Consider the following 23,806-nt stretch of genomic DNA (forward strand, 5'->3'; position numbering starts at 1 on the left):
GCCATACCATGGGGCCGAATTTGGCAGAAGCAGCCCGAGAGGGCCGCCTCTGCCGATTGCGGAGGGATTGTTTATTCCCCGAGCCCGGCAAAAAGTGCGGTCGAGAGATAACGTTCGGCGAAGGACGGGATGATGACGACGATTGTCTTGCCGGCATTCTCCGCGCGCAGGCCGACCTTTATCGCGGCCGTCAGGGCAGCACCCGAGGAAATCCCGACTGGCACGCCTTCCAGCCGCGCAACCAGCCGGGCAGTCTCGAACGCCTCGTCATTGGTGACGGTGACCACCTCGTCATAGATGCCGGTGTCGAGAATAGCCGGGGCAAAGCCGGCGCCGATGCCCTGGATCTTGTGGGGCCCCGGATTGCCGCCGGAGAGAACCGGGCTGTCGGCGGGTTCAACCGCCACCACCTGGACCGACGGTTTCTTCGCCTTCAGAACCTGCCCCGTGCCGGTAATCGTGCCCCCGGTGCCGATGCCGGACACGAAGATGTCGATACCGCCGTCCGTGTCGTTCCAGATTTCCTCCGCCGTTGTCTTGCGGTGAATCTCCGGATTGGCCGGGTTCTCGAATTGCTGGGGTATGATTGAATCCGGCGTCGTTTCTGCCAATTCCTGCGCCTTGGCAATCGCGCCCTTCATGCCCTTGGCGCCTTCGGTGAGAACCAGTTCTGCGCCGAGCAGGGCCAGCATCTTGCGCCGCTCGATCGACATGGTCTCGGGCATGGTCAGGATCAGGCGATAACCCTTGGCAGCGGCCGCAAAGGCAAGCGCAATGCCGGTATTGCCGGAGGTCGGCTCGATCAGCGTGGTCTTGCCGGGCGCAATCTTGCCCTGGGCTTCCAGACTCTCGATCATTGCCACCCCGATACGATCCTTGACCGAGGCAATCGGATTGAAGAATTCGAGCTTGGCGAGCAGATGCGCCTTGACGCCCTTTTCCTTGGCCAGCTTGTCCAGCCGCACGATCGGTGTGTCACCGATCGTCTCAGTGATCGATCCATAGACGCGACCGCGTCCGGGCTTCTTGGCATCCGTCATGTTTCGTCTCCCTGCACCATTATTCGTTGGCAACAAGATAGGCGGATTGTCTCGCGACTGCCAGAACCCTTTGTCTGCAGCCTGTCGGAAAAGGGAAATATTCCTCTGCCAAGGCGGGGAAATCCGCAAGCTGCTCGCGGCTCGGACGGGCGCCCGCCATGTGCCTAAACGGGTCTTGTCGCGATATAGGCGGCGGTACCGGCAAGGATGCTCGCCGCGCCGCGATTGAGGAGCTTCAGGGCCGATGGGCGTTTCATCAGGTGCCGCGCCTGCGCCGCGAGCAGGATATAGGGAATGAGCACCGCCATCAGCACGGCAAATGTCAGCCCGATCAACAGAAGATAGTCAAGGAAGCCGATGGCGCTGAGCGGCAAAAGGCTCGGCACCAGCGCGATATAAAACAGCATCGTTTTCGGGTTGCCGAGCGTGACCAAGAGGCCCGAGAGGAAAGAGCGCCAGGCCCGGTTCTCGGTTTCTGCCGCCACGGACTGCGCCAGCAGACCCGATGTCCAAAGCTTGTAGGCGATATAAACGAGATAGGCCGCCCCGACAAACTTGATCACGAGGAACACCGTGGTGAAGGTCTTGGCCACGAGTGCCAGCCCGAGGATCACGGCGGTGAGGTAAACAATATCGCCAAGGATTAGCCCGAAGCCCATGAACAGCGTCGGCCGAAATCCGGACCCGAGCGCCCGCGCGACGATGGCCGTCATACCGGGCCCGGGAATGGCCGCTGCAATGAACAGGGCGCCGCAATAGGCGATGATCGTGGCCAGTGTCATGGTGGTGTCCTCCTCCGCACTCTCTGCATAAGTTCGCCCGAGCCGACTTGCAACGGTGACACGATCGGCCTTGCAGCGTGAAAGCCTCCGCTCTTAAGTGGCCCGGCCATAGTCCGGAGACTTCCGCATGCCAAGCTTCGCAGCCTTCGTCGCCTTTGCACTCATCTGTCTCGGGATGGTGCTGACACCGGGGCCGAACATGATTTATCTCGTGTCGCGCTCGATCTGCCAGGGGCCCATGGCGGGGCTTGTCTCGCTGGGCGGGGTGGCGCTTGGCTTCGTTGTCTACATGCTCTTGACCGCTTGCGGCATCACCGTGCTTTTGCTCGCCGTCCCCTTGGCCTATGAGATCCTGAAGTTCTGCGGCGCACTGTATCTCGGCTGGCTCGCCTGGCAAGCGCTCCGCCCCGGCGGTCGTTCGCCCTTCCAGGTGCGTGACCTGCCGATCGATAGCCCGCGAAAACTCTTCGTCATGGGCTTTGTCACCAGCCTGCTCAATCCGAAGGTCGCCATCCTCTATATGTCGCTCCTGCCGCAGTTCGTAGACCCCACGCTCGGCAGCGTCTTCACCCAGTCGCTGATCTTGGGCTTTACGCAGATCGCGATAGCCGTCACCGGCAATGGCCTCATCGCTCTGTCTGCCGGCACCATCGCCCTCTTTCTCGCCGGACGGCCGGTCTGGATGGTGGTTCAGCGCTGGCTGATGGGCACCGTGCTCGCCGGGCTGGCGGTCCGCATGGCGATGGAAGCGCAGCGCTGAGATGGGCCCTCATACACCCGTCGACCCGAACCCGCCGGGACCCCGCGCCGTGTCGGATGTCTCGGTCACCTCGGCCACCCGCGCTTGCGTCACCGGCGCAATCACCATCTGGGCGATCCGCATGCCGCGCTCGATCACGAAATCCCCGTCGCCGAGATTGATCAACAGCACCTTCACCTCTCCGCGATAGTCGCTGTCGATCGTGCCGGGCGTGTTTAGGCAAGTGATCCCGTTCTTGAGGGCAAGGCCGGAGCGTGGCCGGATCTGCGCCTCGAAGCCTTCGGGGATCTCGAAGATGAAGCCGGTCGGGACCAAGGCTCGCTTTCCCGGCGCCAAAGTCATCGGCGCATCCTCGGCAACGGCAGCTCTCAGATCCATGCCCGCAGCACCTCGCGTTTCGTAAGTGGGCAGATCGATCCCCTCGCCATGGGAGAGACGCTTCAGATTGAGCATGGGACCAAGGACATCGGAGCGAATGGCGGACATGGGCGGGATTCCTTTGTTTGCGCGCTCAATTGCATATTGGCCGTCGAAACGCTAGATAACCGCCGACCAAAAGGAATTCCTGAGACATGGCTGAAACGCTCGCAGAGGCGGTCTCCCGCCGCCGCACCTTTGCTATTATCGCCCACCCGGACGCCGGCAAGACGACGCTCACTGAAAAGCTCTTGCTGTTCGGCGGCGCCATCCAGCTCGCCGGCGAAGTGAAGGCCAAGAAGGACCGCATCCAGACCCGGTCGGACTGGATGAAGATCGAGCGCGAGCGCGGCATTTCGGTCGTCACCTCGGTCATGACCTTCGAATACGAAGGCAATGTCTTCAACATTCTCGACACGCCCGGCCACGAAGACTTCGCCGACGACACCTATCGCACACTGACCGCCGTTGATGCCGCCGTCATGGTCATCGACGCCGCCAAGGGTATCGAGCCGCGCACGCTGAAGCTCTTCGAAGTCTGCCGCATGCGCGACATCCCGATCATCACCTTCGTCAACAAGATGGACCGCGAAAGCCGGGACATCTTCGAGATCCTCGACGAGGTCGAAGAGAAGCTCGCGCTGGATACCGCCCCGATCACCTGGCCGGTCGGCCGCTCGAAGAGCTTCTGCGGCTCCTACAATCTGGCCAACAGCACCTTCCGCGGCAGTGACACCCAGGCCGAGCCGAGCAAGGTCAACGGTCCGCAGAGCGTCGCCGATCACCTGCCGGAAAACGAACGCGCGGCTTTCGTCGACGAGCTGGAACTGGCGGTCGAGGCCTGCCGTCCCTTCGACCAGAAGGCCTTCCTGGAAGGCCACATGACACCCGTCTTCTTCGGCTCGGCGCTGCGGAATTTCGGCGTGCGCGATCTGATCAATGCGCTCGGCGCCTATGCGCCCCCGCCGCGCGACCAGGTGGCTGATGTCAGAACGGTGCATGCCTCGGAAGAAAAGATGACGGCCTTCGTCTTCAAGATCCAGGCCAACATGGACCCGAACCACCGCGACCGCATCGCCTTTGCCCGCATCTGCTCCGGCAAGCTGGAACGCGGCATGAAGGCGAAGCTCGCCCGCACCGGCAAGCTGATGGGGCTCACGGCACCGCAATTCTTCTTCGCCTCGCAGCGCCAGCTGGCCGACACCGCCTTCGCCGGCGACGTGGTGGGTATCCCCAACCACGGCACACTCCGCATCGGCGATACGTTGACCGAAGGCGAGAATCTCGTCTTCCAGGGCGTGCCGAACTTCTCGCCGGAAATCCTGCGCCGCGTGCGGCTGGAAGATGCGATGAAGGCGAAGAAGCTCAAGGAAGCTCTGCAGCAGATGGCCGAAGAGGGCGTCGTGCAGCTCTTTTCGCCGGAAGACGGTTCACCGGCCATCGTCGGTGTCGTCGGCGCGCTGCAGCTCGACGTGTTGAAGGAACGCCTGTCGGCAGAATACACCCTGCCGGTCTCCTTCGAAATGTCGCGCTTCTCCGTCTGCCGCTGGATCTCGGCCGACAACAAGGATGATCTCGAAAAGTTCATGACCCAGCGCCGCGGCGATATCTGCCGCGATCTCGATGGCGATCCCGTCTTCATGGCGCAGGACCAGTTCTCGCTGCGTTACGAAGCCGAGCGCTATCCGGCGATCAAGATGGTCGCCATCAAGGAATATCACGTTGCCAAGGCGGCGTGATCGGCTCACGCACCCGGCATGCGCTCCATAGGGCGCATGCCGCTCTGCCGTCATCTAAGCCAGCCTCGCAGTGGCCTCAGCGGCGACGCAGCCGGATCAGCCCTTCACCATCGACATCCACCGTCACGCCCTCATAGCCGTGCAGGCTCGGATGGCGTGTTTCCAGCGGATGCGTATGGGTGGCCGTGATCACCATGACATCCGCGCCGGCGCCTTCTCCGGCCAGCACGCCCGCCATCACATCCTCGAACACTAGGCAATGGGTCGGATCGACGCCCAGTCGCTCTGCGCCCAGCCTGTAGCCGGCGGGATCCGGCTTGCCGATTTTGACGTCTTCCGCCGTAACGATCTTGAGCGGTTGTGGCAGGCCGGCGGCCGCGATGCGGGCGCGGGCAAGCGCCGAGGGCGCCGAGGTGACGATCGCCCAGCGCTCGGCCGGAAGCGCGTTCAGGAAGTCGATCGCGCCGGGGATCGGCACGATCCCTTCGACATCCTCGATTTCGCCGCGCTCGATTTCCAGCGCTTCGGCGACCACATCCACGCCCGGAAGGTTCAGCCCCCGGATCGTGTCGATGCCGCGCTTGCCATGCATGGTCGGCAGGAAAGCCTCGACATCGAGCCCCATTTTCGCCGCCCAGCGGCCCCAGACCCGCTCGGCGGCGGCGATCGAGTTGAGCAGCGTTCCGTCCATGTCGAAGAGGAAGCCGTGGTAGGAGCGGGTGGGGAGAGGCGAGGGGGAAAGGGTCAAGAGCGTGCACCTGATGCTGGGGGAACGAGAGGCAGGTAGCCAATTTGGCGGCAAGCGGCAAATGAATTGATCAAAGACAAGGTCCGCTCGTGACAGGCGGAACGCTCTGGGATAGACAGGAAGCAGACAGGGGCGTCCTGCGAAAGCCGGGCTGAGAAGCACCCTTTGAACCTGACCCAGATCATGCTGGCGGAGGGAGTCGTTCGGTCTATCCGGCAGTTGGCTGCCCGAGTCCGCCGCCGCTCCACCGTCGAAGGGAGCGCGCCGATGACCAATCCGATCCGCAACGTCCTGTCCATCGCCGGCTCCGATCCCTCCGGTGGTGCCGGCATCCAGGCCGATCTAAAAACCTTTGCCGCCCGGGGCTGTTACGGGATGGCCGTGATCACCGCGCTCACCGCCCAGAACACGCAAGGCGTCTCGGCTGTTCGCCCGCTCGATCCGGACTTCGTCCAGGAGCAGATCCGCATGGTCTTTGCCGATGTCAGGGTGGATGCGGTGAAGATCGGCATGATCGCCAATGCCGGCATCGCCGCCGCGGTGGCCGAAGCGCTGAAACCCCATCGCGGAATTCCGGTCGTGCTCGACCCCGTGATGATCGCCAAGGGCGGCGCGGCACTGCTCGATCCCGCGGCCGTTGACGTCCTCAAAGAAAGTCTGCTGCCGCTCGCAACGCTTGTGACTCCCAATCTGCCCGAGGCTGCAGCCCTGCTGGGCGATCCGGAAGCCTCCGACCGGCGCATCATGGAATCCCAGGCCGTGCGGCTGACGGCGCTCGGGGCGAAGGGCGTGCTGGTCAAGGGCGGACATCTCGCCGGTGGCGAGAGCCCGGATGTTCTGGTGACGGAGGGGCAGGTGACCTGGTTTGAGGCGTCCCGCATTGCCACGCGCAATACCCATGGCACCGGTTGTTCGCTGTCGAGCGCGCTCGCGGCGGAAGTCGCCAAAGGGCTCGAACCGCAGGAGGCGGTCAGCGTGGCGAAGGCATGGTTGGAAGAGGCTGTCCGCACCTCGGGCAGTTTGTCTGTCGGATCGGGCCACGGCCCGGTGCATCATTTCCATGCTCTGTGGTCAGCCGATCAGAGGAACTGAAAATTTTCAGCTGTCGGCGTGGCACTCAAGGTCGCGGATATCGAAGACGAAGGGCAGGGCGGAGCCGAGCCATGTCTGGTGGCGAGGCTTGAGTTCTCGTCGCTGGTCTATGGTGCCGAGCCGGATGCCGATCTCTCCATCGGCGCTTTCGCGCCAGAGCGGCGAGCCGCAGTCGCCGCAGAAGAACTGGTCGCTCGGCTTTCCGCTGTCACCGAACTTGCGGTAGCGCCGTGGCTCTCCGGAGACGAGGCGAAGGCTGCCAGTGATGGCCGCCGCCGTCACGCGATAGGCAGACCCGGTCAGGCGTTGGCAGTCGGTGCAGTGACAGATCCCGATCCGCTCCGGATCGATCTCCGCTTCGTAGCGAACTTCGCCGCATTGGCATGATCCCGTCACCCGCATCGCATCCCCCTGAAAAGAAAAGCCCGGCGCTGGAGGACGCCGGGCGAGATGAACTTGACTGCGGGAGGTTAATGATCGGCCTTGATGAAAGTTCCGTTCTGCAGCTCTTTCATCGCCTGCATCAGTTCTTCGCGGCTGTTCATGACGATCGGGCCATGCCAGGCGACCGGCTCCTTGATCGGCTTGCCGGTGACGAGAAGGAAGCGAATGCCCTTTTCGCCGGCCTGCACGGTGATTTCGTCGCCGGTGTCGAAAACGACGAGCGTGCGATTGCCGGAGAGGTCACGGATGTTGAGCTCCTCGCCCATATATTCCTTCTCGACCTTGACGCCGAAGGGTTTTGACGCATCGCGGAACGAGCCGGAGCCGGCGAAGATATAGGCAAAGGCGGAGCGATAGGTGTCGACCGGAAACGTCTTGCGCTTGCCGGGTGGCACCGAGATGTCGAGATAGACAGGCTCTGCGGCAATGCCGTCGACAGGGCCGCTCTTGCCCCAGAAGTCACCACAGATGACCCGCGCCGACGTACCGTCGTCATCCACGACGACAGGAATGTCGGCCGACTTGATGTCTTGGTAGCGCGGCTTCGTCATCTTCAGCGACGAGGGCAGGTTGGCCCAGAGCTGGAAGCCGTGCATGCGGCCGGCAAAATCGCCCTTCGGCATTTCCTGATGCATGATGCCGCTGCCGGCCGTCATCCATTGCAGGTCGCCGGCACCCAGCATGCCCTGGTTGCCCAGGCTGTCGCCGTGTTCGACGGTACCCGCCAACACATAGGTGATCGTCTCGATGCCGCGATGCGGATGCCAGGGGAAGCCGCGGATATAATCGCCCGGATCGTCGTTGCGAAAATCGTCCATCATCAGGAAGGGATCGGTCATCGAGGGATCGCCGAACCCGAACACGCGGTGCAGCTTCACGCCGGCGCCTTCCATGGTCGGAGTGGCGCGGCTCTCATGCTTGACGGGACGAATGGACATCGGGACTGGCTCCTCGGGCCGAAATGCGGTGATTGAGGCGCAATATAGCCGCTCTTCCTGGTGGGCGCAGCAGGACCGGACGGAACGCAGTGTTCACATTTGCCCGTGCTGCACTGCAAAAAACAATTGCTGCCGCCGACAAATTTCTGTCATGAAAGTGGAGATGTTTGCGAATCGTTAGTTTATCAGGCGAACACTGGCGTCGGGCAGCCTTCGTGTCGGCGCCTTCCGGAGTTGTGAAACGCATGTGTCGTTGGGCAGCCTATCGCGGAGAAGCGATCTTCCTCGAGGAACTCGTCACCTCGCCTGCCCACTCGCTCATCGAACAGTCCCATTGCGCGACCCGCGCCAAGACGGCCACCAATGCCGATGGTTTCGGCATCGCCTGGTATGGCGACCGGCCGGAGCCCGGCCGTTTCCGTGACGTCCTGCCGGCCTGGTCCGACTGCAACCTGAAAAGTCTCGCGCGCCAGATCCGCTCGCCGCTTTTCCTCGCCCATGTTCGCGCCGCCACCCACGGCTCGACCCGCCGCGACAACTGCCATCCCTTCGTGCACGACACCTGGTCCTTCATGCACAATGGCCAGATCGACCATTTCGATCGCATCCGCCGACCCATGGAAGCCATGCTCGATGACGCCCATTTCAATGCCCGCGTCGGCACAACGGACAGCGAACTGCTTTTCCTGCTTGCCCTGCAGTTTGGCCTGAGGGAGCGCCCGCTGACGGCCATGAGCGAGGCGGTCGGCTTCGTCGAGCAGATCAGCCTGCATTTGACCGGCGCAGCCCGCGTCCGCATGACCGCCGCCTTCTCGGACGGCGAGACGCTTTATGCCGTCCGCTACTCGACCGATGAGTTCGCCCCGACGCTCTACGCCGCGCCCATGGGGCCGAAGGGCAGCTACTGCCTGGTGTCCGAACCGCTTAACGACGAAGCCGACACCTGGGTGGAAATTCCGCCCTCGAGTGCCGTCATCTTGAGCGCCAAGGGCCTGGAGGCAGCGGAGTTCAAGCCGGTATCCGCACGGATCGACATGCCACAGATCCGGTCGGTCGCGCTTGCCGGTTGATCTTAGGCCTCAGTCGTCGATCCCCAGTTCCCGCCTGAGCTTGCGTGTCAGACTGCCGGCGACAGCTCGGTAGGATCGCTGCAGATATTCCGTAAGCTCGGCCTCTTGAAGCTCGGTATCCGGGGCGACGCTCACCCATTTCCGCTTGGCAAAATAGGGCGCCTGCGAGACGCCCTGCAAGGCGGTCAGGATCTCGAAGCTTTCCTCGCTGACTTTGAAGGCCAGGTGCCGGTCGTTATCGGACAGAAGGCCGAAAACCTTGTCCCCGACTTTGCCGACCCGGCTATCCCACTGGTCGACCTGACTGGTGGCCGGAAGGCTCTCGACAAAAGCGGTAAATCCTTCGCGGGTGAAGAGGCTCATGCCGGGGCACCCGCCATCTGCATGGCGATCCACAGCGCCAGTCGCTCGGCGACGTCCTCCTTCGACAGGTCCGGCCACGCTTCCACGCCGTCGCGCGTGATCAGTTGCACGCGGTTACGGTCTCCGCCCATGACGCCGGTCTGTGGTGAAACGTCGTTGGCTACGATCAGGTCCGCCCCCTTGCGTTCGAGCTTCGCCCGTCCGTTCTCTTCCACGTTCTGCGTTTCCGCCGCAAAGCCCACCACGAGGCGCGGCCGTTTCGCGTGATGGCCCACGGTCTTCAGGATGTCGGGATTCTCGGTAAGCATCAATGGCGGCGGTGCTTCGCCCGGCTGCTTCTTGATTTTCTGGTCGGAACCTGAGGCCACGCGCCAGTCGGCAACGGCCGCAACCATCACGGCGATATCCGCCGGCAGATTGGCAATGACCGCGTCGCGCATCTCCTCTGCCCGCTCCACATGCAGAACCTGCACACCGGCCGGGTCGGCGATGGTCACCGGCCCGGATACCAGTGTCACCTCCGCGCCCAGCCGGGCGAGTGCTGCGGCGATCGCATGCCCCTGCTTACCCGACGAACGGTTGGCGATGTAGCGCACCGGATCGATGGGTTCGTGCGTTGGGCCTGATGTCACCACTGCCTTCAGGCCGGCAAGCGGCTTCGGCCCGGATAGCAAGTCTTCCACCGCAGCGACGATCTCCAGCGGCTCCGCCATCCGGCCAACCCCGCGCTCGCCGCTCTCGGCCATCTCGCCCGCCATCGGGCCGATCATCGTGATCCCGTCCCCCTTCAGCGTCGCGACATTGCGCCGGGTTGCGGCATTGTCCCACATCTTCGGGTTCATCGCCGGCGCAATCAGGATTGGGCGATCGCTTGCGAGCAGCACGGCAGAAGGGAGATCATCCGCAAGTCCGTGCGCTATCTTCGCCATCAGGTCGGCCGTCGCAGGCGCTACCAAGACCAGATCGCAGTCCCGCGCCAGCCGGATATGGCCGACATCCTGCTCGTCCTCGCGGCAAAACAGATCAAGATAGACATGGCTCGCCGAAAGCGCGCCAACGGCAAGCGGGGTGACGAATTCCTGCGCCGCCCGCGTCATGATCGGGGTCACCTTTGCGCCACGCTCGCGCAGCCTGCGGATCAGGTCCAGGCTTTTATAGGCGGCGATACCGCCAGCGATAATCAGAACGATGCGTTTACCGGCCAAGGTCATGAAAGTAGGGCCCCTTTTTTCGGTGCGAGCCTAGCGCAAATCGGCTCAGAGGCAAACGGCGTCCCATGTTCCTGGTAAATAGTCGAACCGGATCAGGAGGTCACGTCGAGCTTCAGCGGCACCTCGGCCACAGTGCCCGCCTGCCCCTCCAGATAACGCAGCCCATCGCCCAGCGTAGACGCCATCGACTTGACGATCCGGCTACCGAGCCCGGTGCCCTTCGGTGCGTCATCGGGATTCATGCCGATCCCGTCGTCCTCGACCCGCAGCATGGCCTCCTCTTCGGAGAGCCGCTTGAGATGGACGCGGATGTCACCGTTTTCGCCAGAGGCATAGGCATATTTATAGGCATTGGTGACGAGTTCGGTGACGATCATGCCCACCGAGACCGCCTTGTCGGCACTCATGGAGATATGGTCGGCATCCAGCATCAGCCGCATCGGCTTTTCCGCGCTGCTCAGCGAATTCGATAGCTCCGCCGTCAGGCGACCCAGATAGCGGTCGAGTTCGACGCGGCTGACATCGTCCGACGTGTAAAGGCTGCGGTGCATGCCGGCGATCGCTGTGATGCGAGCCTGCGTCTCGGCAAGCTCCGCTTTGACCTCTTCGCTGCGCGCGCTGGAAATCTGCAGCCGGAGCAGGCTGGCGACGAGGGCAAGCGAATTGGCGACGCGATGATTGACCTCCGCGAGCAGCGCCTCCGCCCGCTCCTTTGCCAGGCGGATTTCCTCGTCCGCCCGCTCCTTGGCGGCGCGCAGCTGTGCATTCGCGATCGACTGCTCGATGGCGCTCGTCAGCAGCGACAGAAAGTCCTCGCTGACCGTCTTGATGACGTAGTCGGCGGCCCCGGCCTTGATCGCCTCGATGGCGATCTGCGCCTCGTTCGAGCCGGTCACGTAAACGACCGGCAGGTCGACCCGCGTCTCCCGCATCAGCGCCAGGACCTCGTGGCCCGTCGTATTGCGCAGGTAGTGATCGAGCACGATCGCGTCGAATTCCCCGCTCTTCAGCAGTTCGAGTGCATCGTGAGCCGTTTCCGCATGAGCCACGTCATGGCCGAGGCGCCCCATATGTTTTTGCACGAGGCGCGCGATGGCCGCGTCGTCGTCGATATAGAGGACGCGGAAACTCATCGGAGCGGGTCCGAGCTCATGGGATTTGCATGACAGAAAAGAAGAGACCGAGCTGCCTGATGGCATTGGCGAAATTGTCGTAATCGACAGGCTTGGTGATATAGACATTGGCCCCGAGGTCGTAGCACCGCTGGATTTCGCGCTCGTCATCCGTCGTCGTCAGGATGACCACAGGCATGCGCCGCGTATGCGGATTGGATTTGATCTGGTCGAGAATATCCGTGCCGGACATGTCGGGCAGGTTGAGATCGAGCAGGATCAGAAGATAGCGGTCTTCAGACACCTTTCCGCTCCGGTCCTGGCCCAGGACATAGTCGAGTGCCTCTGTCCCGTTCGTAAACGGGATGATATCGTTGTTGACGCCGGCACGCCGGACGTTCTTTTCGATAAGACGAGCATGGCCCTCGTCATCCTCGATCATGATGATCGTAACTTCTTTTCCCACCGCTTTCATAATCAACTCCGTACCAAGCGTGATAGATCGTATGGCAGCCTGAGCACGAAGGTTGATCCCTCTCCTAAACGAGAGGTAACGCTGATCTCCCCGCCCAGGTTCCGTGCCAGGGAACGAACATGGGCCAGCCCGATGCCTTCGCCCGCTTTATCCTGTTGTCCGGAGCGGCGAAAGAGCTCAAAGACGCGCTCGTGATCCTGTTCGGCAATGCCGCGGCCATTATCCTGCACCTCAATGCGAACCATGTGCCGGCCTTCGAACATGGAGCGGATCGATAGCGTCAGTGGCACGTCCGGCTTCTTGTACTTGATCGCGTTGTCGACGAGGTTGCCAAGGATCTGCTCGACGGAAAGCCGGTCGGTGATCAGACGGTCGGCGCGGATGTCGAGATCGAAGGTGCCGTCGCTTTCGCTGATCTGGTGATAAACACTGGCCGTGATCGTCTCGACCAGCGGCTTGAGTTCGATCTCTTCCGGCTTCAGCTGGCGGCGGCCGTCGCGCGAGATCTTCAGGATCGCGTTGATCAGCCCGTCCATCTTGCGGGTGGAGGAGCGAATAAAGCCTATCGCTTCCGGCAGGTCTTCGGCGGCCGCCAGTCGGGCGGTCTGGATGTCATCCTCCGAAAGCGGCTTACCGTCGTTCAGAACATAGGTTTGCAGGGCCTTCAGCGAGGTGTCGAGCTCTGCCGTGAATCCCATGATATTCACGAGCGGCGCCCGCAGATCATGCGTGACGATATAGGCGAAGCGCTGGATTTCCTGGTTCGCCTGCATCAGGTCTTCGGTCCGTTCGGCCACGCGGGCTTCCAAGCCCTCGTTCAGTCGCCGAACCTCCTGCTGGGATGTTGCCAGAGCCCGAATATGCTGGGCAACGACGAAGAGCGCTGCGCCGATGATGATGATGATCGCCACCCCGCCGGCGATGGTGATCCATTGCAGCTGTTGGGTCGCGTCGATCTGCTGGTTGGCGCCACCGTCGATGGCGGCGTCCGACTTCTGCTTGAAATCGTCCAGGATGGCTCTGATGCGGTCCATGGTCTCGCGGCCGACATTCGTCTCAACCATGGCGATCGCCTGATTCTGCTCGCCTTGGCGGACCAGATCCACGGTCCGCGCCAGTTCGGTGAGCTTGGTATTCACCAACTCCCTCAGTTCCCGCGTATCTCGTTCCTTTGTCGTCTGACCGTCGACTGACGCTGCCAGCTTGTCGAAGGCGGTCCGGATCTCGCCGATGGCGTCTTCGTAAGGCTGGAGGAAAATCTCGTCGCCGGTGATGAGAAATCCGCGCTGGCCGGTTTCAGCGTCCGTCAGCTTTTGCATGAGGTCGGCAGACATGCGCCGGATGTCGCGCTCGACAAGGATGTCGCCGAAGGTCGTGCGGGTGCGCTCGACCAGTCCGAAGGTGGCCACGATGATGATGACAAGGATCCCGGTGCCGATCAGAAGGAAGAGCAGGGTGGATCGGACAAGACCGGTTTGTGTGGCAGACATTGACTTCCAGACGGAACAAATAACGCGTTATGATGTTCTAACGCGAGCATCGCCCAATTGTTCCACCCGGTGAGCGAATAATTATCGCTCGGGGACGATACGTCAGATGACGTGCAGGGCGATAGCCGCGAGTGAAACCGCGATAACCCAGAGCGCCACCCGACCGGACCGCGTATGCCGGGCCTCGGCCCTCCCGATCCGCTCGGCCGTTTCCGGATCGAAGCGCAGTCCTTCCTCGCTCATCCGCATGATTTCACCATGCAGCTTTTCCGTCTTGGTTGCGATCTCCGGAAGAGCTTCCGCCAGTCGCATCGCCGCCTTGGCACCGTCCTTGAGGTCGGTGACGATCCGCTTTGGTCCCAGATTATCGCGGATCCAGCCGGACACGACGGGTTCGGCGGCTTTCCACATGTTGAAGCGCGGATTGAGAATACGCGAGACGCCCTCGACGACGACCATGGTCTTCTGCAGCATCACCAGTTCGGGGCGCGTTTCCATGTCGAAGATCTCGGTGACCTCGAACAACAGCGTCAAAAGCTTGCCCATCGAAATCGTCTCGGCTGGCTGGCCATGGATCGGTTCGCCGATCGCCCGAATGGCCTGGGCAAAGCTCGACACATTGTGATGGGAGGGAACGTAGCCCGCCTCGAAATGCACCTCGGCCACGCGCAGATAGTCTCGGGTGATGAAGCCGTAGAGAATCTCGGCCAGGAAGCGCCGTTCCTTCTTGCCCAGCCGCCCGGCAATGCCCATGTCGACGGCCACGATCGTGCCGGAGGCATCGACGAACAGATTGCCCGGATGCATGTCGGCATGGAAGAAGCCGTCGCGCAGCGTGTGGCGCAGGAAGGACTGTATGAGCGTGTCCGCAAGGGTGTTCAGATCGTGGCCGGCGGCCTTCAGGCCTTCGACATCCGACATCTTGATGCCGTCGATCCATTCCATGGTAACGACGTCACGCCCGGTGCGCTCCCAGTCGACCCGCGGCACGCGGAACCCCGGATCGTCCTGGGTGTTCTCGGCAATCTCGGACAGTGCTGCCGCCTCGAGCCGCAGATCCATCTCCACCTTGGTGGTCTGCTCCAGCGTCTTCGTGACCTCCACGGGGCGCAGACGCCGCGAATTCGGGATGAAGCGCTCCTGCAGACGGGAGACCAGATACATGGCTTCGAGATCGGCGGCGAAACGCTTGCGCACGCCGGGCCTGATGACCTTCACGGCAACCTTGCGGCGCCCTTCGGGTGTCTCGACTTCGGCCGGATGCACCTGCGCGATCGAGGCGGCCGCAATCGGCTCCTCGAAGCGCGCATAGAGATCCTCGATCGTCCGGCCGAGCGACTCACGGATCGTCGTCCGGGATGCCTCGGTCGGGAAAAACGCCATCCGGTCCTGGAGGCCAGACAGATCTTCTGCAAATTCCGCACCCACGACGTCCGGTCTGGTGGCCAGGAACTGGCCGATTTTCACATAGGACGGTCCGAGCCGTGCCACCGCGTTGGCGAGGCGATCGGCGCGGTCGACGGATTTTGCCCGGCTGCGGGCAAGCGGAGCAACGGCCGCTTTCGCGAAGCCGACGAGTGGCGGCAAGCCTTCAGACGGAAGCGCCGCAACGACGCCTTCCCGCACGAGCACCCAGCCGACCCGCGCGAGGCGGAAATATGCACCGATCGTGCTCATGCCGGTCAGATCTTCCAGCCGGAATGGAGCGCCGCGATGCCGCCGGTGTAATTGGTGAAGCGCACGCTGGAGAAGCCGGCGCGCTCGATCATCCGGGCGAAGTCCGCCTGGTTCGGGAATTTGCGGATCGATTCCACCAGATACTGGTAGGGTTCGGCGTCGCCGGTGATCATCTTGCCGAAACGCGGGATCGCATTGAACGACCAGGCGTCATAGACCTTGTCGAGAAGCGGCATTTCGACCTCGGAGAATTCCAGCACCAGAAGACGCCCGCCACGCTTCAGCACACGAAAAGCTTCCGACAGCGCCACATCGATATGCGGCACATTGCGAATGCCGAAGGCAATCGTATAGGCGTCGAACGTATTGTCCTCGAAGGGAAGGCTTTCGGCGTTTGCTTCGACGAAGGTGAGGTTCGGCGTGAGCCCCTTCTTCTCGGCGCGTTCTGCGCCCACACCCAGCATCGAGCCATTGATGTCGAGCACGGTCGCATGGGCCAGCCGGTTGGAGGCTTCCACGATGCGAAACGCGATGTCGCCCGTGCCGCCGGCAACATCAAGAACTTTATAGGCAGGATCCTTGCGCGGATTGAGCGAAGCGACCATCGCATCCTTCCAGACGCGGTGCAGCCCGGCTGACATCACGTCGTTCATGATGTCGTAGCGCTTGGCCACCTTGTGGAAGACCTCGTTGACCAGGTTCTGCTTTTCCTGCTCGTCGACCTGGCGGAACCCATAGGAAGTTTCCATGCCACCATCGGCGGAAATGCGGCTCTCGGTCATCGATTTACTCCACGTGTCGGACAGGTCGGGCGGACCATAGCGAAAAGGGCTTCCACGCGCTATCTGCGCAAGTGCACCGGCTTCAAGGCTGGTCTATAGACCGTAAAACAGGCGCTTCAAACAGAAAGATGGGCTGAAATGCCGGAATTGCCAGAGGTAGAGACAGTCCGCCGCGGCTTGGCGCCGACGATGGAAGGCACGCGAATCGAGCGCCTGGAGTTGCGCCGTCCCGATCTGCGCTTTCCCCTGCCGCGCGATTTTGCCGCAAGGGTCGAAGGCCGCCGCATTGCGGCCCTGTCGCGCCGCGCCAAGTACCTGCTGATCGATCTGGAGGATGGTGCCACCATCATCGCCCATCTCGGCATGTCCGGCTCCTTCCGCATCGAGGAGGGGGAGGCCGCAGACACCCCCGGCGTCTTCCATCACGAACGCAGCAAGGACGAAAAACACGACCACGTGCTATTTCATCTCGATCGAGCAGAGGGGCCGGCCCGAGTCATCTATAACGACCCGCGTCGCTTCGGCTTCATGGATCTCGTCGACCGTGCGGACCTCGACGATTACCCCGCCTTCCGCGACCTCGGCCCCGAGCCCGTCGGCAATATGTTGTCCGCCAATTATCTGGCCTCGCGCTTTGCTGATCGCAGCCAGCCCCTGAAGAGCGCGCTCCTCGACCAGAAGGTGATTGCCGGTCTCGGCAATATCTATGTCTGCGAGGCGCTCTGGCGTTCGCACCTGTCGCCCACCCGCAAGGTCTCGACCCTGGTCACCAAGACCGGCAAGCCGAAGCAAGAGCTGACATTGCTAGCTTCTTCCATCCGCGAGGTGATTGCAGACGCCATCGAGGCCGGCGGCTCCTCCTTGCGCGATCACATCCAGACCGATGGCACCCTCGGCTACTTCCAGCACTTCTTCCGCGCCTATGATCGCGAGGGGCGGGACTGCCTAACGGAGGGTTGTGGGGGTACCGTCGAAAGGATAGTTCAATCCGGCCGCTCGACATTCTATTGTCGCCGGTGCCAGAAGTGAGCCTCGAAGGGCCAGCCAGGGAGAGAGACATGTCATTCGAAACGCTGTTGACCGAACGCCGAGACCGGGTCGCGATCATCACGCTCAACCGGCCCCAGGCGCTGAACGCGCTCAATTCCACCGTCATGCGCGAATTGCGCCAGCTGCTCGGAGAACTGGAAACGGATTCAGGCATCGGCGCCGTGGTTCTGACCGGCTCGGAAAAGGCTTTCGCGGCGGGTGCCGATATCAAGGAGATGCAGTCGCTCGATTTCGTCGATGCCTATACCGGCGGCTTCATCGGCGGCTGGGACGAAATCGCGGGGTTCCGCAAACCCATCATCGCCGCCGTCTCCGGGTTCGCGCTCGGGGGTGGCTGCGAGCTTGCCATGATGTGCGACTTCATCATCGCCTCGAAGACCGCCAAATTCGGCCAGCCGGAGATCACGCTCGGCATCATTCCCGGCATGGGCGGCTCGCAGCGGCTGACGCGGGCAGTCGGCAAAGCCAAGGCCATGGATCTTTGCCTCACCGGCCGGATGATGGATGCGGCGGAAGCCGAAAGCGCCGGCCTGGTTGCCCGCCTGGTCGAACCGGAGCGCCTGCTGGACGAGGCCCTGGAAGCCGCCGCCAAGATCGCGGCCTTTTCGCTGCCCGCCGTGCTGATGGCGAAGGAGGCAGTGAGCCGCGCTTTCGAGCAGACCTTGACCGAAGGCCTGCGTTCCGAACGCCGTCTCTTCCACTCCCTCTTCGCCACGCAAGACCAGAAGGAAGGCATGGCGGCCTTCGTCGAGAAGCGCAAGCCGGCCTTTCGCAACAGATAAGCGCCCGGAAGGGCGCGTTATCTGCAGAATCCGCGTTGACGCATTCGCGCTTTCCCGCTATATGCCCGCCCACGGTTGGAAAAGCCTTTAGCGCCTTTCCATGAAACAGCTCCCCAAGTGCTGGTATGGCAGGTCGCAACGACCCGACGCGGCGGTGGTGGGCTTTGGTTTGAATTTCGAGAGAGGCATCTATGGCCAATACTTCTTCGGCGAAAAAGGCGACCCGCAAGATCGCTGCCCGCACTGCAGTCAACAAGGCTCGTCGTTCGCGCGTCCGTGGTTTCATCCGCAAGGTTGAAGAAGCCATCGCTTCGGGTGACGCAGCGGTCGCCAAGGTTGCCCTGCAGGCGGCCCAGCCGGAACTGCAGCGCGCCGCCACGAAGGGCGTCGTTCACGCCAACACCGCATCGCGGAAGATTTCGCGCCTGGCGGCTCGTGTGAAGGCCCTGGCTGTCTAATTTTAGACACCATTCTGACAAAATCTAAAAAGCCTGGCGTTTCGCCGGGCTTTTTGCGTTATCCGTCGACCTCCCGTTAAAATTGTGTTTTAGGATATGCTTGTGCGCCGCAGCGTGTCAATGGCGTGACAGAAAACCTACATACATTTCAATAGCTTGGGGGAGGTGCCTGTGTGATGGCTCGCTTCCCCTTGGGGCAGGTTGGGCGCTTCGCGAGTCAAGAGATTTTTTATTTTTTCGCGTTCAGGAAAGTCCAATTCGGGACTGATTGTGAATCTCCTTGATTCAAAAGCGATTCTTTTTCAGCCGAATGTGACGCAAAAATGAAGTACCAAGAGTCAATGGCCATGCGCCGAATTCGCGTAAAAATCAGTGTTGATCTTGCCTTTTGATCCTGCATTAATGATCTCCAGCGAAGGGCGCGGGACTGATCTGCAAAGACAGTCTGGAAGGTAGCAATACCGATCCGACACGCAAGCCTTTGCCGGAGCGGAGTGTTTCCATTCCGTTTTCTCTAAAAGTAACCGGCATTGCATCGGCAGCCCCTGTGGTTTCCGCGTGGTGACGGTTTTGCGCCTCGATCGGGCTTGCGGCCGGATCGAGCGACAGTGGACCGCATGTCGAGGATGCAGTGCACTATAATGGGAGCAGGTCGTCGTCTTGGGGGGATGGCGGCCGGACTGATCCGAAGCCTTTGGCTGAAGGCTTGGAACCAGTCCATTCGGGGACGGTTGATCCGGTTGAGGATCGCCATAAGAGAAGCGGCTGTCGGACGGCTTAAGAGGCGCCCGGCACCTGGAATGATTTGGAAGGCGGCAAAATGCAGACGAATTCTATGACGGCCGGTGCGTTGGCGAACGGGGACAATGCACATTCGGCGCTGGGCGCCGCATGCTCCGAGGGCGCGGGAGACAATGCCGAAATGAAGCATGACGCTCTTTTCGACCGGTTCAGCAAAAGATTGAAAGCCCAGGTCGGCGTAGACGTATACCAGAGCTGGTTTGGCCGCCTGAAGCTGCACTCCGCCTCCAAGAGCGTGGTGCGCCTGACAGTCCCGACGACGTTCCTGAAGTCGTGGATCAACAACCGTTATCTCGATCTCATCACCTCGATTTTCCAGGCCGAGGATCCGTCGATCCTCAAGGTCGAGATCATGGTGCGCAGCGCGAGCCGCAACACCCGTGGCCCGGCGCTTGACGAGCGTCAGTCGGGTGCAGAGCCCGCCCCGCAGCAGGCGGCGAGCCGCAAGCCGGGTCCGCAGCACATCGGCCAGATTGCCTCCCCTGCCGGTCCGTCTTCTGTCACCGGCCGCGCCGCCAGCACCGCAAGCCCGCTTTTCGGCTCACCCCTCGACAGCCGTTACACCTTTGACGGTTTCGTTGAAGGCGCATCGAACCGCGTGGCACTCGCGGCCGCCAGGACGATCGCCGAAGCCGGCGCCGGCGCCGTGCGCTTCAACCCGCTTTTCATCCATTCCTCTGTTGGTCTCGGCAAGACGCACCTTCTCCAGGCGATTGCTAATGCGGCCGTACATAGCCCGCGTGCGCCCCGCGTCGTGTATCTGACGGCCGAATATTTCATGTGGCGTTTCGCCACCGCCATCCGCGATAACGATGCCCTGACGCTGAAAGACTCGCTGCGCAACATCGACCTGCTGATCATCGACGACATGCAGTTCCTGCAGGGTAAGATGATCCAGCACGAGTTCTGCCACCTCCTCAACATGCTGCTCGACAGCGCCAAGCAGGTTGTCGTTGCCGCCGACCGCGCGCCCTGGGAGCTGGAATCGCTTGATCCCCGTGTCCGTTCGCGCCTCCAGGGTGGCGTTGCGATCGAGATGGAAGCGCCTGACTATGAGATGCGCCTCGACATGATGAAGTCCCGTCTGGATGCGGCCCGCAAGGACGATCCGTCGCTCGACATCCCCTCCGATATTCTTGAGCATGTTGCCCGCAACATAACCAGCAGTGGCCGTGATCTCGAAGGCGCCTTCAACCAGCTTCTGTTCCGCCGCTCCTTCGAGCCGAACCTCTCGATCGAACGGGTCGACGAACTGCTGGCCCACCTCGTCGGTGCCGGTGACCAGAAGCGTGTGCGCATCGAAGACATCCAGCGTGTCGTGGCCCGTCACTACAACGTCTCGCGCCAGGAACTCGTCTCCAACCGTCGCACCCGGGTCATCGTCAAGCCGCGTCAGATCGCCATGTATCTGTCGAAGACGCTGACCCCGCGCTCCTTCCCCGAGATCGGCCGCCGCTTCGGCGGACGCGACCACACGACGGTCCTGCATGCCGTGCGCAAGATCGAGGAACTGATCTCCGCCGATCAGAAGCTGTCGCAGGAAATCGAACTGCTGCGTCGCCTGATCAACGAATGAGACACACCAGGCCGGCTCCCAAGCCGGCCTTTTCTTTTGAGCGGTGACCGTGACCCGCGATCCTTCCCTTGCTTTCTACGAGGAGAACGCCGCCCTCTATGCGGCGCGCGACCGGCATCTGCCGGAGCGGCAGTTGAACCGTTTCGTAGAGCGGCTGGCGGCCGGTGCCCGCATCCTCGAACTCGGCTGCGGGGCGGGCGGCGACAGCGCGGAATTGCTTCAACTGGGTTTCGACGTCACCCCTTCGGATGGATCAGCCTCCATGGCTTCGCAGGCCGAGCGCCGGCTCGGGCGACCGGTTCTCGTGCTGCCGTTCCAGGAACTGGCTTATGAGGCGGAGTTCGATGGCATTTGGGCCAATGCCTGCCTGCTGCATGTTCCGAGGGCCGATCTGGCGGATGTGCTCGCCCGCATTGCCAAGGCCCTCCGTCCTCACGGTCGCCTCTATGCCAGCTTCAAGACCGGCGGCGCAGAAGGAACAGACCGCTTCGGACGCTACTACAACAGACCGACGCGGGAAGAACTGGCAAAACTCTGCGAAGCTGCCGGCTTTGTCGGCATCGAAATTGAAACACTCTCGGGCGGCGCCTTCGATGGAGAGCCGACGACCTGGCTCTATCTTCACACTGGCCTGGCCTGAGCCATGGCGATGGGAATGATCTCGGGGCTCGTCTCGGAACAGGCGCTGCCATTGAGGTCGTCCAACCAAGCGTCGGTTTGACACCCACTTCGGTATTCTGCTTCAGCAGGCGAGATCGGCCACCACGGCATTGAGGATCAGCATGCCGGTCGGGGTGCAGCGAAGGCGGGAGTTGCCCAGCCGCTCGATGAAACCCTGCTCCAACAGGAACTGCTCCTTGTCCGGGTCTGGATCGCGACCGGAGAGCTGCTGCCAACGGGCGAGATCGACCCCCTCGCGCAGCCGAAGCCCCATCATCAGCAATTCGTCAGCCTGGGCCTCGTTGTCGAGATCCTCCCGATCGGCGATCCCGTGGCCATCCTGCTCGACGGCGGAAAGCCAGGTTTCCGGATGTTTTTGGGCCGCCGTGGCGATTTTTGTCCGCCCTTGCGTCAGGCGGCCATGCGCGCCAGGGCCGATCCCGGCATAGTCGCCATAACGCCAATAAGTGAGATTGTGCCGGCTCTCGGCGCCGGGCCGCGCATGGTTGGAAACCTCGTAGGCCGGCATGCCCTCGCGCGCGGTAATCTCCTGCGTCGCTTCATAGAGCGTTGCCGCGTGCTCCTCGTCCGGCACGATCAGCTTGCCCGCCTTGTGCAGCCCGTAAAAGGCCGTGCCTTCCTCGATGGTCAGCTGGTAGAGCGACAGATGATCGACGGCATAGGAAATCGCCTCCTTCAGTTCCCGTTCCCACGCTTCCACCGTCTGGTTCGGCCGGGCGTAGATCAGGTCGAAGGACATGCGTGGAAAGATTTCTCGCGCCAGCTTGATGGCTTTCAGCGCATCCGCGACATCATGCAGCCGCCCGAGAAATCTAAGATCCGGATCGTTGAGCGCCTGCACGCCCATCGAAACCCGGTTGACGCCCGCCGCTCGATAGCCGTGAAAGCGGCTCGCCTCGACGCTGGATGGATTGGCCTCCATGGTGATCTCGATGCCGTCGGGCACATGCCAGGTCGCGGCGATGCCGTCGAGAATGGCGCCGACGGTTGTGGGATCCATCAGCGATGGCGTGCCGCCGCCCATAAACACGCTGGTCACCGTCTTCGGCCCCGACAGCGCCCGCATCGTCTTCATCTCGGTGAGGAAAGCGGAGACGAAACGCGCCTGGTCCACAGGCTGGTGGCGCACATGGCTGTTGAAGTCACAATAAGGACACTTGGCCGCGCAGAAGGGCCAATGGACATAGACCCCGAAGCCGGGTTCGCCCGTGTCTGGCAGAAGCGTAAACGACCTGTCGGTCAACGGCTCATGCCTCCAGGCAGGTTTCGACGAAGCGCTTGAAGGCCCGTGCCCGGTGCGACAGCGCTTCCGGGTCGCCGGGCTTCCAGCCGTGTTTCTCGTCCGCCGTCATCTCGCCAAAGGTGCGCGCGTGACCTTCCGGCTGGAAGATCGGGTCATAACCGAAGCCGGCCGTCCCGCGGGGCGCAGATGCAATGACGCCCTCGATCTCGCCGCGGAAGAATTCCGTATGCCCGTCGGGCCAGGCGAGACACAGCACGCTGACGAAGCGGGCAGTTCGCTGAGCCGGCCCCGTCGCGCCCCGCTCGGCAAGTGCCTTTTCGACCTTCTCCATCGCCCAGGGGAAATCACGTGTCCCGTCTTCCCGCTCGGCCCAGTTGGCGGTGTAGACGCCGGGCGCACCATCAAGCGCATCGATCACCAGGCCGCTATCGTCCGAAAGCGCCGGCAGACCCGAGGCCTTGGCAGAGGCCAGCGCCTTAATCGCCGCATTTTCCTCGAACGTCGTGCCCGTCTCGTCGGGCTCGACGAAAGCAAGGTCCTTGGCCGATTTGGCCGAGAAGCCGAAGGGGCCGATCAGGTCGGCGATTTCGGCGATCTTGCCGGCATTGTGGCTGGCAACGACGATGGTGCGGGTGTCGAGCTTGCGCATAGTGAATGTCCTATTCCAGATCCCATAGCCGTGGCTCGGCGCATTCCAGGCTGTTTCCCGCCGGATCGCGGAAATAGATGGATCGCGCACCGTTCGGCCAGGTGACGGTCGATTCCAGGGCGATACCGGCTTTCTTCAGCGTCTCCGCCATGGCGTCGAGATCGTTTCCGGTGACCCGGAAGCAGGCATGGCCCGGCCCCGTGGCGCCGTGTCTCGGCACGTCCAGCGAGCCGGGCGGCAGGGGTTTCAGCGTTTCCACGCTATTGAAGATCAGCAGGATGCCCGATCCGCAACGATAGAAGATGTGTCGATTGCCGTTTCTCCGGATCGTCTGAAGCCCCAGCACCTCGCCATAAAAGGTCTCGGCCTTGTCCAGGTCATCGACGTAGAGTGCGGTCTCGAGAACACCTTCGATCATCCGGCAGC

The 23,806-nt window shown here is 62.3% G+C and carries 25 protein-coding genes and 1 riboswitch; of the genes, 9 read left to right on the forward strand and 16 right to left on the reverse strand.

Annotated elements, in window-relative coordinates; all coding sequences use genetic code 11:
- Positions 1–71: 71 nt before the first annotated feature.
- Both cysK and FJQ55_RS01550 read right to left on the reverse strand, forming a co-directional pair.
- Positions 72–1,040, reverse strand: coding sequence for a cysteine synthase A (gene cysK, locus FJQ55_RS01545; RefSeq protein WP_140825972.1), 969 nt, complete (start codon positions 1,038–1,040; stop codon positions 72–74).
- A gap of 164 nt (positions 1,041–1,204) precedes the next feature.
- The gene (locus FJQ55_RS01550; protein ID WP_140825973.1) at positions 1,205–1,822 is read right to left on the reverse strand and encodes a LysE family translocator; all 618 of its coding nucleotides are present in this window, start codon (positions 1,820–1,822) and stop codon (positions 1,205–1,207) included.
- Between the two features lie 127 nt (positions 1,823–1,949).
- Between FJQ55_RS01550 and FJQ55_RS01555 the strand changes: the two genes are divergently transcribed.
- On the forward strand, positions 1,950–2,582 hold the full coding sequence (locus FJQ55_RS01555) for a LysE family translocator (protein ID WP_140825974.1): 633 nt from the start codon (positions 1,950–1,952) through the stop codon (positions 2,580–2,582).
- A gap of 9 nt (positions 2,583–2,591) precedes the next feature.
- Here FJQ55_RS01555 and dut read toward each other — a convergent pair whose 3' ends face one another.
- On the reverse strand, positions 2,592–3,068 hold the full coding sequence (gene dut / locus FJQ55_RS01560) for a dUTP diphosphatase (protein WP_140825975.1): 477 nt from the start codon (positions 3,066–3,068) through the stop codon (positions 2,592–2,594).
- A gap of 86 nt (positions 3,069–3,154) precedes the next feature.
- Here dut and FJQ55_RS01565 point away from each other — a divergent pair, with 86 nt between their 5' ends.
- The gene (locus FJQ55_RS01565; RefSeq protein ID WP_140825976.1) at positions 3,155–4,738 is read left to right on the forward strand and encodes a peptide chain release factor 3; all 1,584 of its coding nucleotides are present in this window, start codon (positions 3,155–3,157) and stop codon (positions 4,736–4,738) included.
- Between the two features lie 76 nt (positions 4,739–4,814).
- Here the strand turns inward: FJQ55_RS01565 and FJQ55_RS01570 are convergent, their stop codons facing one another.
- Entirely contained in the window at positions 4,815–5,486 is a 672-nt protein-coding gene (locus FJQ55_RS01570; RefSeq protein WP_246084998.1) for an HAD-IA family hydrolase, read from the reverse strand.
- A gap of 118 nt (positions 5,487–5,604) precedes the next feature.
- Positions 5,605–5,701, forward strand: a riboswitch (TPP riboswitch).
- Positions 5,702–5,753: 52 nt separating this feature from the next.
- Between FJQ55_RS01570 and thiD the strand changes: the two genes are divergently transcribed.
- Positions 5,754–6,578 (forward strand): bifunctional hydroxymethylpyrimidine kinase/phosphomethylpyrimidine kinase, encoded by an 825-nt coding sequence (gene thiD / locus FJQ55_RS01575; RefSeq protein WP_140825977.1) that lies wholly within the window; start codon positions 5,754–5,756, stop codon positions 6,576–6,578.
- A 6-nt stretch (positions 6,579–6,584) separates the two neighbouring features.
- Here thiD and FJQ55_RS01580 read toward each other — a convergent pair whose 3' ends face one another.
- Together FJQ55_RS01580 and FJQ55_RS01585 are read right to left on the reverse strand one after the other, a co-directional pair.
- Positions 6,585–6,980 (reverse strand): GFA family protein, encoded by a 396-nt coding sequence (locus FJQ55_RS01580; protein WP_140825978.1) that lies wholly within the window; start codon positions 6,978–6,980, stop codon positions 6,585–6,587.
- 68 nt (positions 6,981–7,048) lie between these two features.
- The gene (locus FJQ55_RS01585; RefSeq protein ID WP_140825979.1) at positions 7,049–7,960 is read right to left on the reverse strand and encodes a pirin family protein; all 912 of its coding nucleotides are present in this window, start codon (positions 7,958–7,960) and stop codon (positions 7,049–7,051) included.
- A 245-nt stretch (positions 7,961–8,205) separates the two neighbouring features.
- On the opposite strand from FJQ55_RS01585, the gene FJQ55_RS01590 reads away from it, so the two are divergent.
- Positions 8,206–9,030 (forward strand): class II glutamine amidotransferase, encoded by an 825-nt coding sequence (locus FJQ55_RS01590; protein WP_140825980.1) that lies wholly within the window; start codon positions 8,206–8,208, stop codon positions 9,028–9,030.
- A 9-nt stretch (positions 9,031–9,039) separates the two neighbouring features.
- On the opposite strand, the gene FJQ55_RS01595 is transcribed toward FJQ55_RS01590, so the two are convergent.
- From FJQ55_RS01595 to ubiE, 7 genes are all read right to left on the reverse strand, one after another.
- On the reverse strand, positions 9,040–9,393 hold the full coding sequence (locus FJQ55_RS01595; protein WP_140825981.1) for an MmcQ/YjbR family DNA-binding protein: 354 nt from the start codon (positions 9,391–9,393) through the stop codon (positions 9,040–9,042).
- Positions 9,390–10,604 (reverse strand): bifunctional phosphopantothenoylcysteine decarboxylase/phosphopantothenate--cysteine ligase CoaBC, encoded by a 1,215-nt coding sequence (gene coaBC, locus FJQ55_RS01600; protein ID WP_140825982.1) that lies wholly within the window; start codon positions 10,602–10,604, stop codon positions 9,390–9,392. The genes FJQ55_RS01595 and coaBC overlap by 4 nt, the downstream gene beginning before the upstream one ends.
- A 92-nt stretch (positions 10,605–10,696) precedes the next feature.
- Positions 10,697–11,737 (reverse strand): sensor histidine kinase, encoded by a 1,041-nt coding sequence (locus FJQ55_RS01605; RefSeq protein ID WP_140825983.1) that lies wholly within the window; start codon positions 11,735–11,737, stop codon positions 10,697–10,699.
- 16 nt (positions 11,738–11,753) lie between these two features.
- A complete protein-coding gene (locus FJQ55_RS01610; RefSeq protein ID WP_140825984.1) occupies positions 11,754–12,191 on the reverse strand; it encodes a response regulator in 438 nt (145 codons plus the stop codon).
- A 2-nt stretch (positions 12,192–12,193) separates the two neighbouring features.
- Positions 12,194–13,681: a sensor histidine kinase gene (locus FJQ55_RS01615; protein ID WP_140825985.1), complete on the reverse strand. Its 1,488-nt coding sequence runs from the start codon at positions 13,679–13,681 to the stop codon at positions 12,194–12,196.
- A gap of 102 nt (positions 13,682–13,783) precedes the next feature.
- Positions 13,784–15,358, reverse strand: coding sequence for a 2-polyprenylphenol 6-hydroxylase (ubiB, locus tag FJQ55_RS01620; RefSeq protein ID WP_140825986.1), 1,575 nt, complete (start codon positions 15,356–15,358; stop codon positions 13,784–13,786).
- Between the two features lie 5 nt (positions 15,359–15,363).
- A complete protein-coding gene (gene ubiE / locus FJQ55_RS01625; protein ID WP_140825987.1) occupies positions 15,364–16,140 on the reverse strand; it encodes a bifunctional demethylmenaquinone methyltransferase/2-methoxy-6-polyprenyl-1,4-benzoquinol methylase UbiE in 777 nt (258 codons plus the stop codon).
- A gap of 138 nt (positions 16,141–16,278) precedes the next feature.
- Here ubiE and mutM point away from each other — a divergent pair, with 138 nt between their 5' ends.
- From mutM to FJQ55_RS01650, 5 genes are all read left to right on the forward strand, one after another.
- Positions 16,279–17,169: a bifunctional DNA-formamidopyrimidine glycosylase/DNA-(apurinic or apyrimidinic site) lyase gene (gene mutM, locus FJQ55_RS01630; RefSeq protein ID WP_140825988.1), complete on the forward strand. Its 891-nt coding sequence runs from the start codon at positions 16,279–16,281 to the stop codon at positions 17,167–17,169.
- A 29-nt stretch (positions 17,170–17,198) separates the two neighbouring features.
- Positions 17,199–17,972 carry an enoyl-CoA hydratase gene (locus FJQ55_RS01635; protein WP_140825989.1) on the forward strand — a complete coding sequence of 258 codons (774 nt, stop codon included), beginning with the start codon at positions 17,199–17,201 and terminating at the stop codon, positions 17,970–17,972.
- A gap of 191 nt (positions 17,973–18,163) precedes the next feature.
- Complete coding sequence (gene rpsT, locus FJQ55_RS01640) at positions 18,164–18,430, forward strand: 30S ribosomal protein S20 (RefSeq protein WP_140825990.1); 267 nt, start codon at positions 18,164–18,166, stop codon at positions 18,428–18,430.
- Positions 18,431–19,250: 820 nt separating this feature from the next.
- The gene (dnaA, locus tag FJQ55_RS01645; RefSeq protein WP_140825991.1) at positions 19,251–20,807 is read left to right on the forward strand and encodes a chromosomal replication initiator protein DnaA; all 1,557 of its coding nucleotides are present in this window, start codon (positions 19,251–19,253) and stop codon (positions 20,805–20,807) included.
- Positions 20,808–20,856: 49 nt separating this feature from the next.
- Positions 20,857–21,447: a class I SAM-dependent methyltransferase gene (locus FJQ55_RS01650; RefSeq protein WP_140825992.1), complete on the forward strand. Its 591-nt coding sequence runs from the start codon at positions 20,857–20,859 to the stop codon at positions 21,445–21,447.
- 102 nt (positions 21,448–21,549) lie between these two features.
- Here FJQ55_RS01650 and hemW read toward each other — a convergent pair whose 3' ends face one another.
- From hemW to FJQ55_RS01665, 3 genes are read right to left on the reverse strand one after another with little or no spacing between them, the layout of a single operon-like run.
- Positions 21,550–22,731: a radical SAM family heme chaperone HemW gene (hemW, locus tag FJQ55_RS01655; RefSeq protein WP_140825993.1), complete on the reverse strand. Its 1,182-nt coding sequence runs from the start codon at positions 22,729–22,731 to the stop codon at positions 21,550–21,552.
- A 4-nt stretch (positions 22,732–22,735) separates the two neighbouring features.
- Positions 22,736–23,380, reverse strand: a complete 645-nt coding sequence (gene rdgB / locus FJQ55_RS01660; protein ID WP_140825994.1) for an RdgB/HAM1 family non-canonical purine NTP pyrophosphatase — start codon at positions 23,378–23,380, stop codon at positions 22,736–22,738.
- A 10-nt stretch (positions 23,381–23,390) separates the two neighbouring features.
- Positions 23,391–23,798, reverse strand: coding sequence for a VOC family protein (locus tag FJQ55_RS01665; RefSeq protein WP_140825995.1), 408 nt, complete (start codon positions 23,796–23,798; stop codon positions 23,391–23,393).
- Between the last annotated feature and the right edge of the window lie 8 nt (positions 23,799–23,806).

This window comes from Rhizobium glycinendophyticum (assembly GCF_006443685.1).
Classification (GTDB): Bacteria; Pseudomonadota; Alphaproteobacteria; order Rhizobiales; family Rhizobiaceae; genus Allorhizobium; species Allorhizobium glycinendophyticum.

Coding starts and splice junctions, on each gene's coding strand:
- cysK (WP_140825972.1), bottom strand. CDS start 1,040: ATGACGGATGCCAAGAAGCCCGGACGCGGTCGCGTCTATGGATCGATC.
- FJQ55_RS01550 (WP_140825973.1), bottom strand. CDS start 1,822: ATGACACTGGCCACGATCATCGCCTATTGCGGCGCCCTGTTCATTGCA.
- FJQ55_RS01555 (WP_140825974.1), top strand. CDS start 1,950: ATGCCAAGCTTCGCAGCCTTCGTCGCCTTTGCACTCATCTGTCTCGGG.
- dut (WP_140825975.1), bottom strand. CDS start 3,068: ATGTCCGCCATTCGCTCCGATGTCCTTGGTCCCATGCTCAATCTGAAG.
- FJQ55_RS01565 (WP_140825976.1), top strand. CDS start 3,155: ATGGCTGAAACGCTCGCAGAGGCGGTCTCCCGCCGCCGCACCTTTGCT.
- thiD (WP_140825977.1), top strand. CDS start 5,754: ATGACCAATCCGATCCGCAACGTCCTGTCCATCGCCGGCTCCGATCCC.
- FJQ55_RS01580 (WP_140825978.1), bottom strand. CDS start 6,980: ATGCGGGTGACGGGATCATGCCAATGCGGCGAAGTTCGCTACGAAGCG.
- FJQ55_RS01585 (WP_140825979.1), bottom strand. CDS start 7,960: ATGTCCATTCGTCCCGTCAAGCATGAGAGCCGCGCCACTCCGACCATG.
- FJQ55_RS01590 (WP_140825980.1), top strand. CDS start 8,206: ATGTGTCGTTGGGCAGCCTATCGCGGAGAAGCGATCTTCCTCGAGGAA.
- FJQ55_RS01595 (WP_140825981.1), bottom strand. CDS start 9,393: ATGAGCCTCTTCACCCGCGAAGGATTTACCGCTTTTGTCGAGAGCCTT.
- coaBC (WP_140825982.1), bottom strand. CDS start 10,604: ATGACCTTGGCCGGTAAACGCATCGTTCTGATTATCGCTGGCGGTATC.
- FJQ55_RS01605 (WP_140825983.1), bottom strand. CDS start 11,737: ATGAGTTTCCGCGTCCTCTATATCGACGACGACGCGGCCATCGCGCGC.
- FJQ55_RS01610 (WP_140825984.1), bottom strand. CDS start 12,191: ATGAAAGCGGTGGGAAAAGAAGTTACGATCATCATGATCGAGGATGAC.
- FJQ55_RS01615 (WP_140825985.1), bottom strand. CDS start 13,681: ATGTCTGCCACACAAACCGGTCTTGTCCGATCCACCCTGCTCTTCCTT.
- ubiB (WP_140825986.1), bottom strand. CDS start 15,358: ATGAGCACGATCGGTGCATATTTCCGCCTCGCGCGGGTCGGCTGGGTG.
- ubiE (WP_140825987.1), bottom strand. CDS start 16,140: ATGACCGAGAGCCGCATTTCCGCCGATGGTGGCATGGAAACTTCCTAT.
- mutM (WP_140825988.1), top strand. CDS start 16,279: ATGCCGGAATTGCCAGAGGTAGAGACAGTCCGCCGCGGCTTGGCGCCG.
- FJQ55_RS01635 (WP_140825989.1), top strand. CDS start 17,199: ATGTCATTCGAAACGCTGTTGACCGAACGCCGAGACCGGGTCGCGATC.
- rpsT (WP_140825990.1), top strand. CDS start 18,164: ATGGCCAATACTTCTTCGGCGAAAAAGGCGACCCGCAAGATCGCTGCC.
- dnaA (WP_140825991.1), top strand. CDS start 19,251: ATGCAGACGAATTCTATGACGGCCGGTGCGTTGGCGAACGGGGACAAT.
- rdgB (WP_140825994.1), bottom strand. CDS start 23,380: ATGCGCAAGCTCGACACCCGCACCATCGTCGTTGCCAGCCACAATGCC.
- FJQ55_RS01665 (WP_140825995.1), bottom strand. CDS start 23,798: ATGATCGAAGGTGTTCTCGAGACCGCACTCTACGTCGATGACCTGGAC.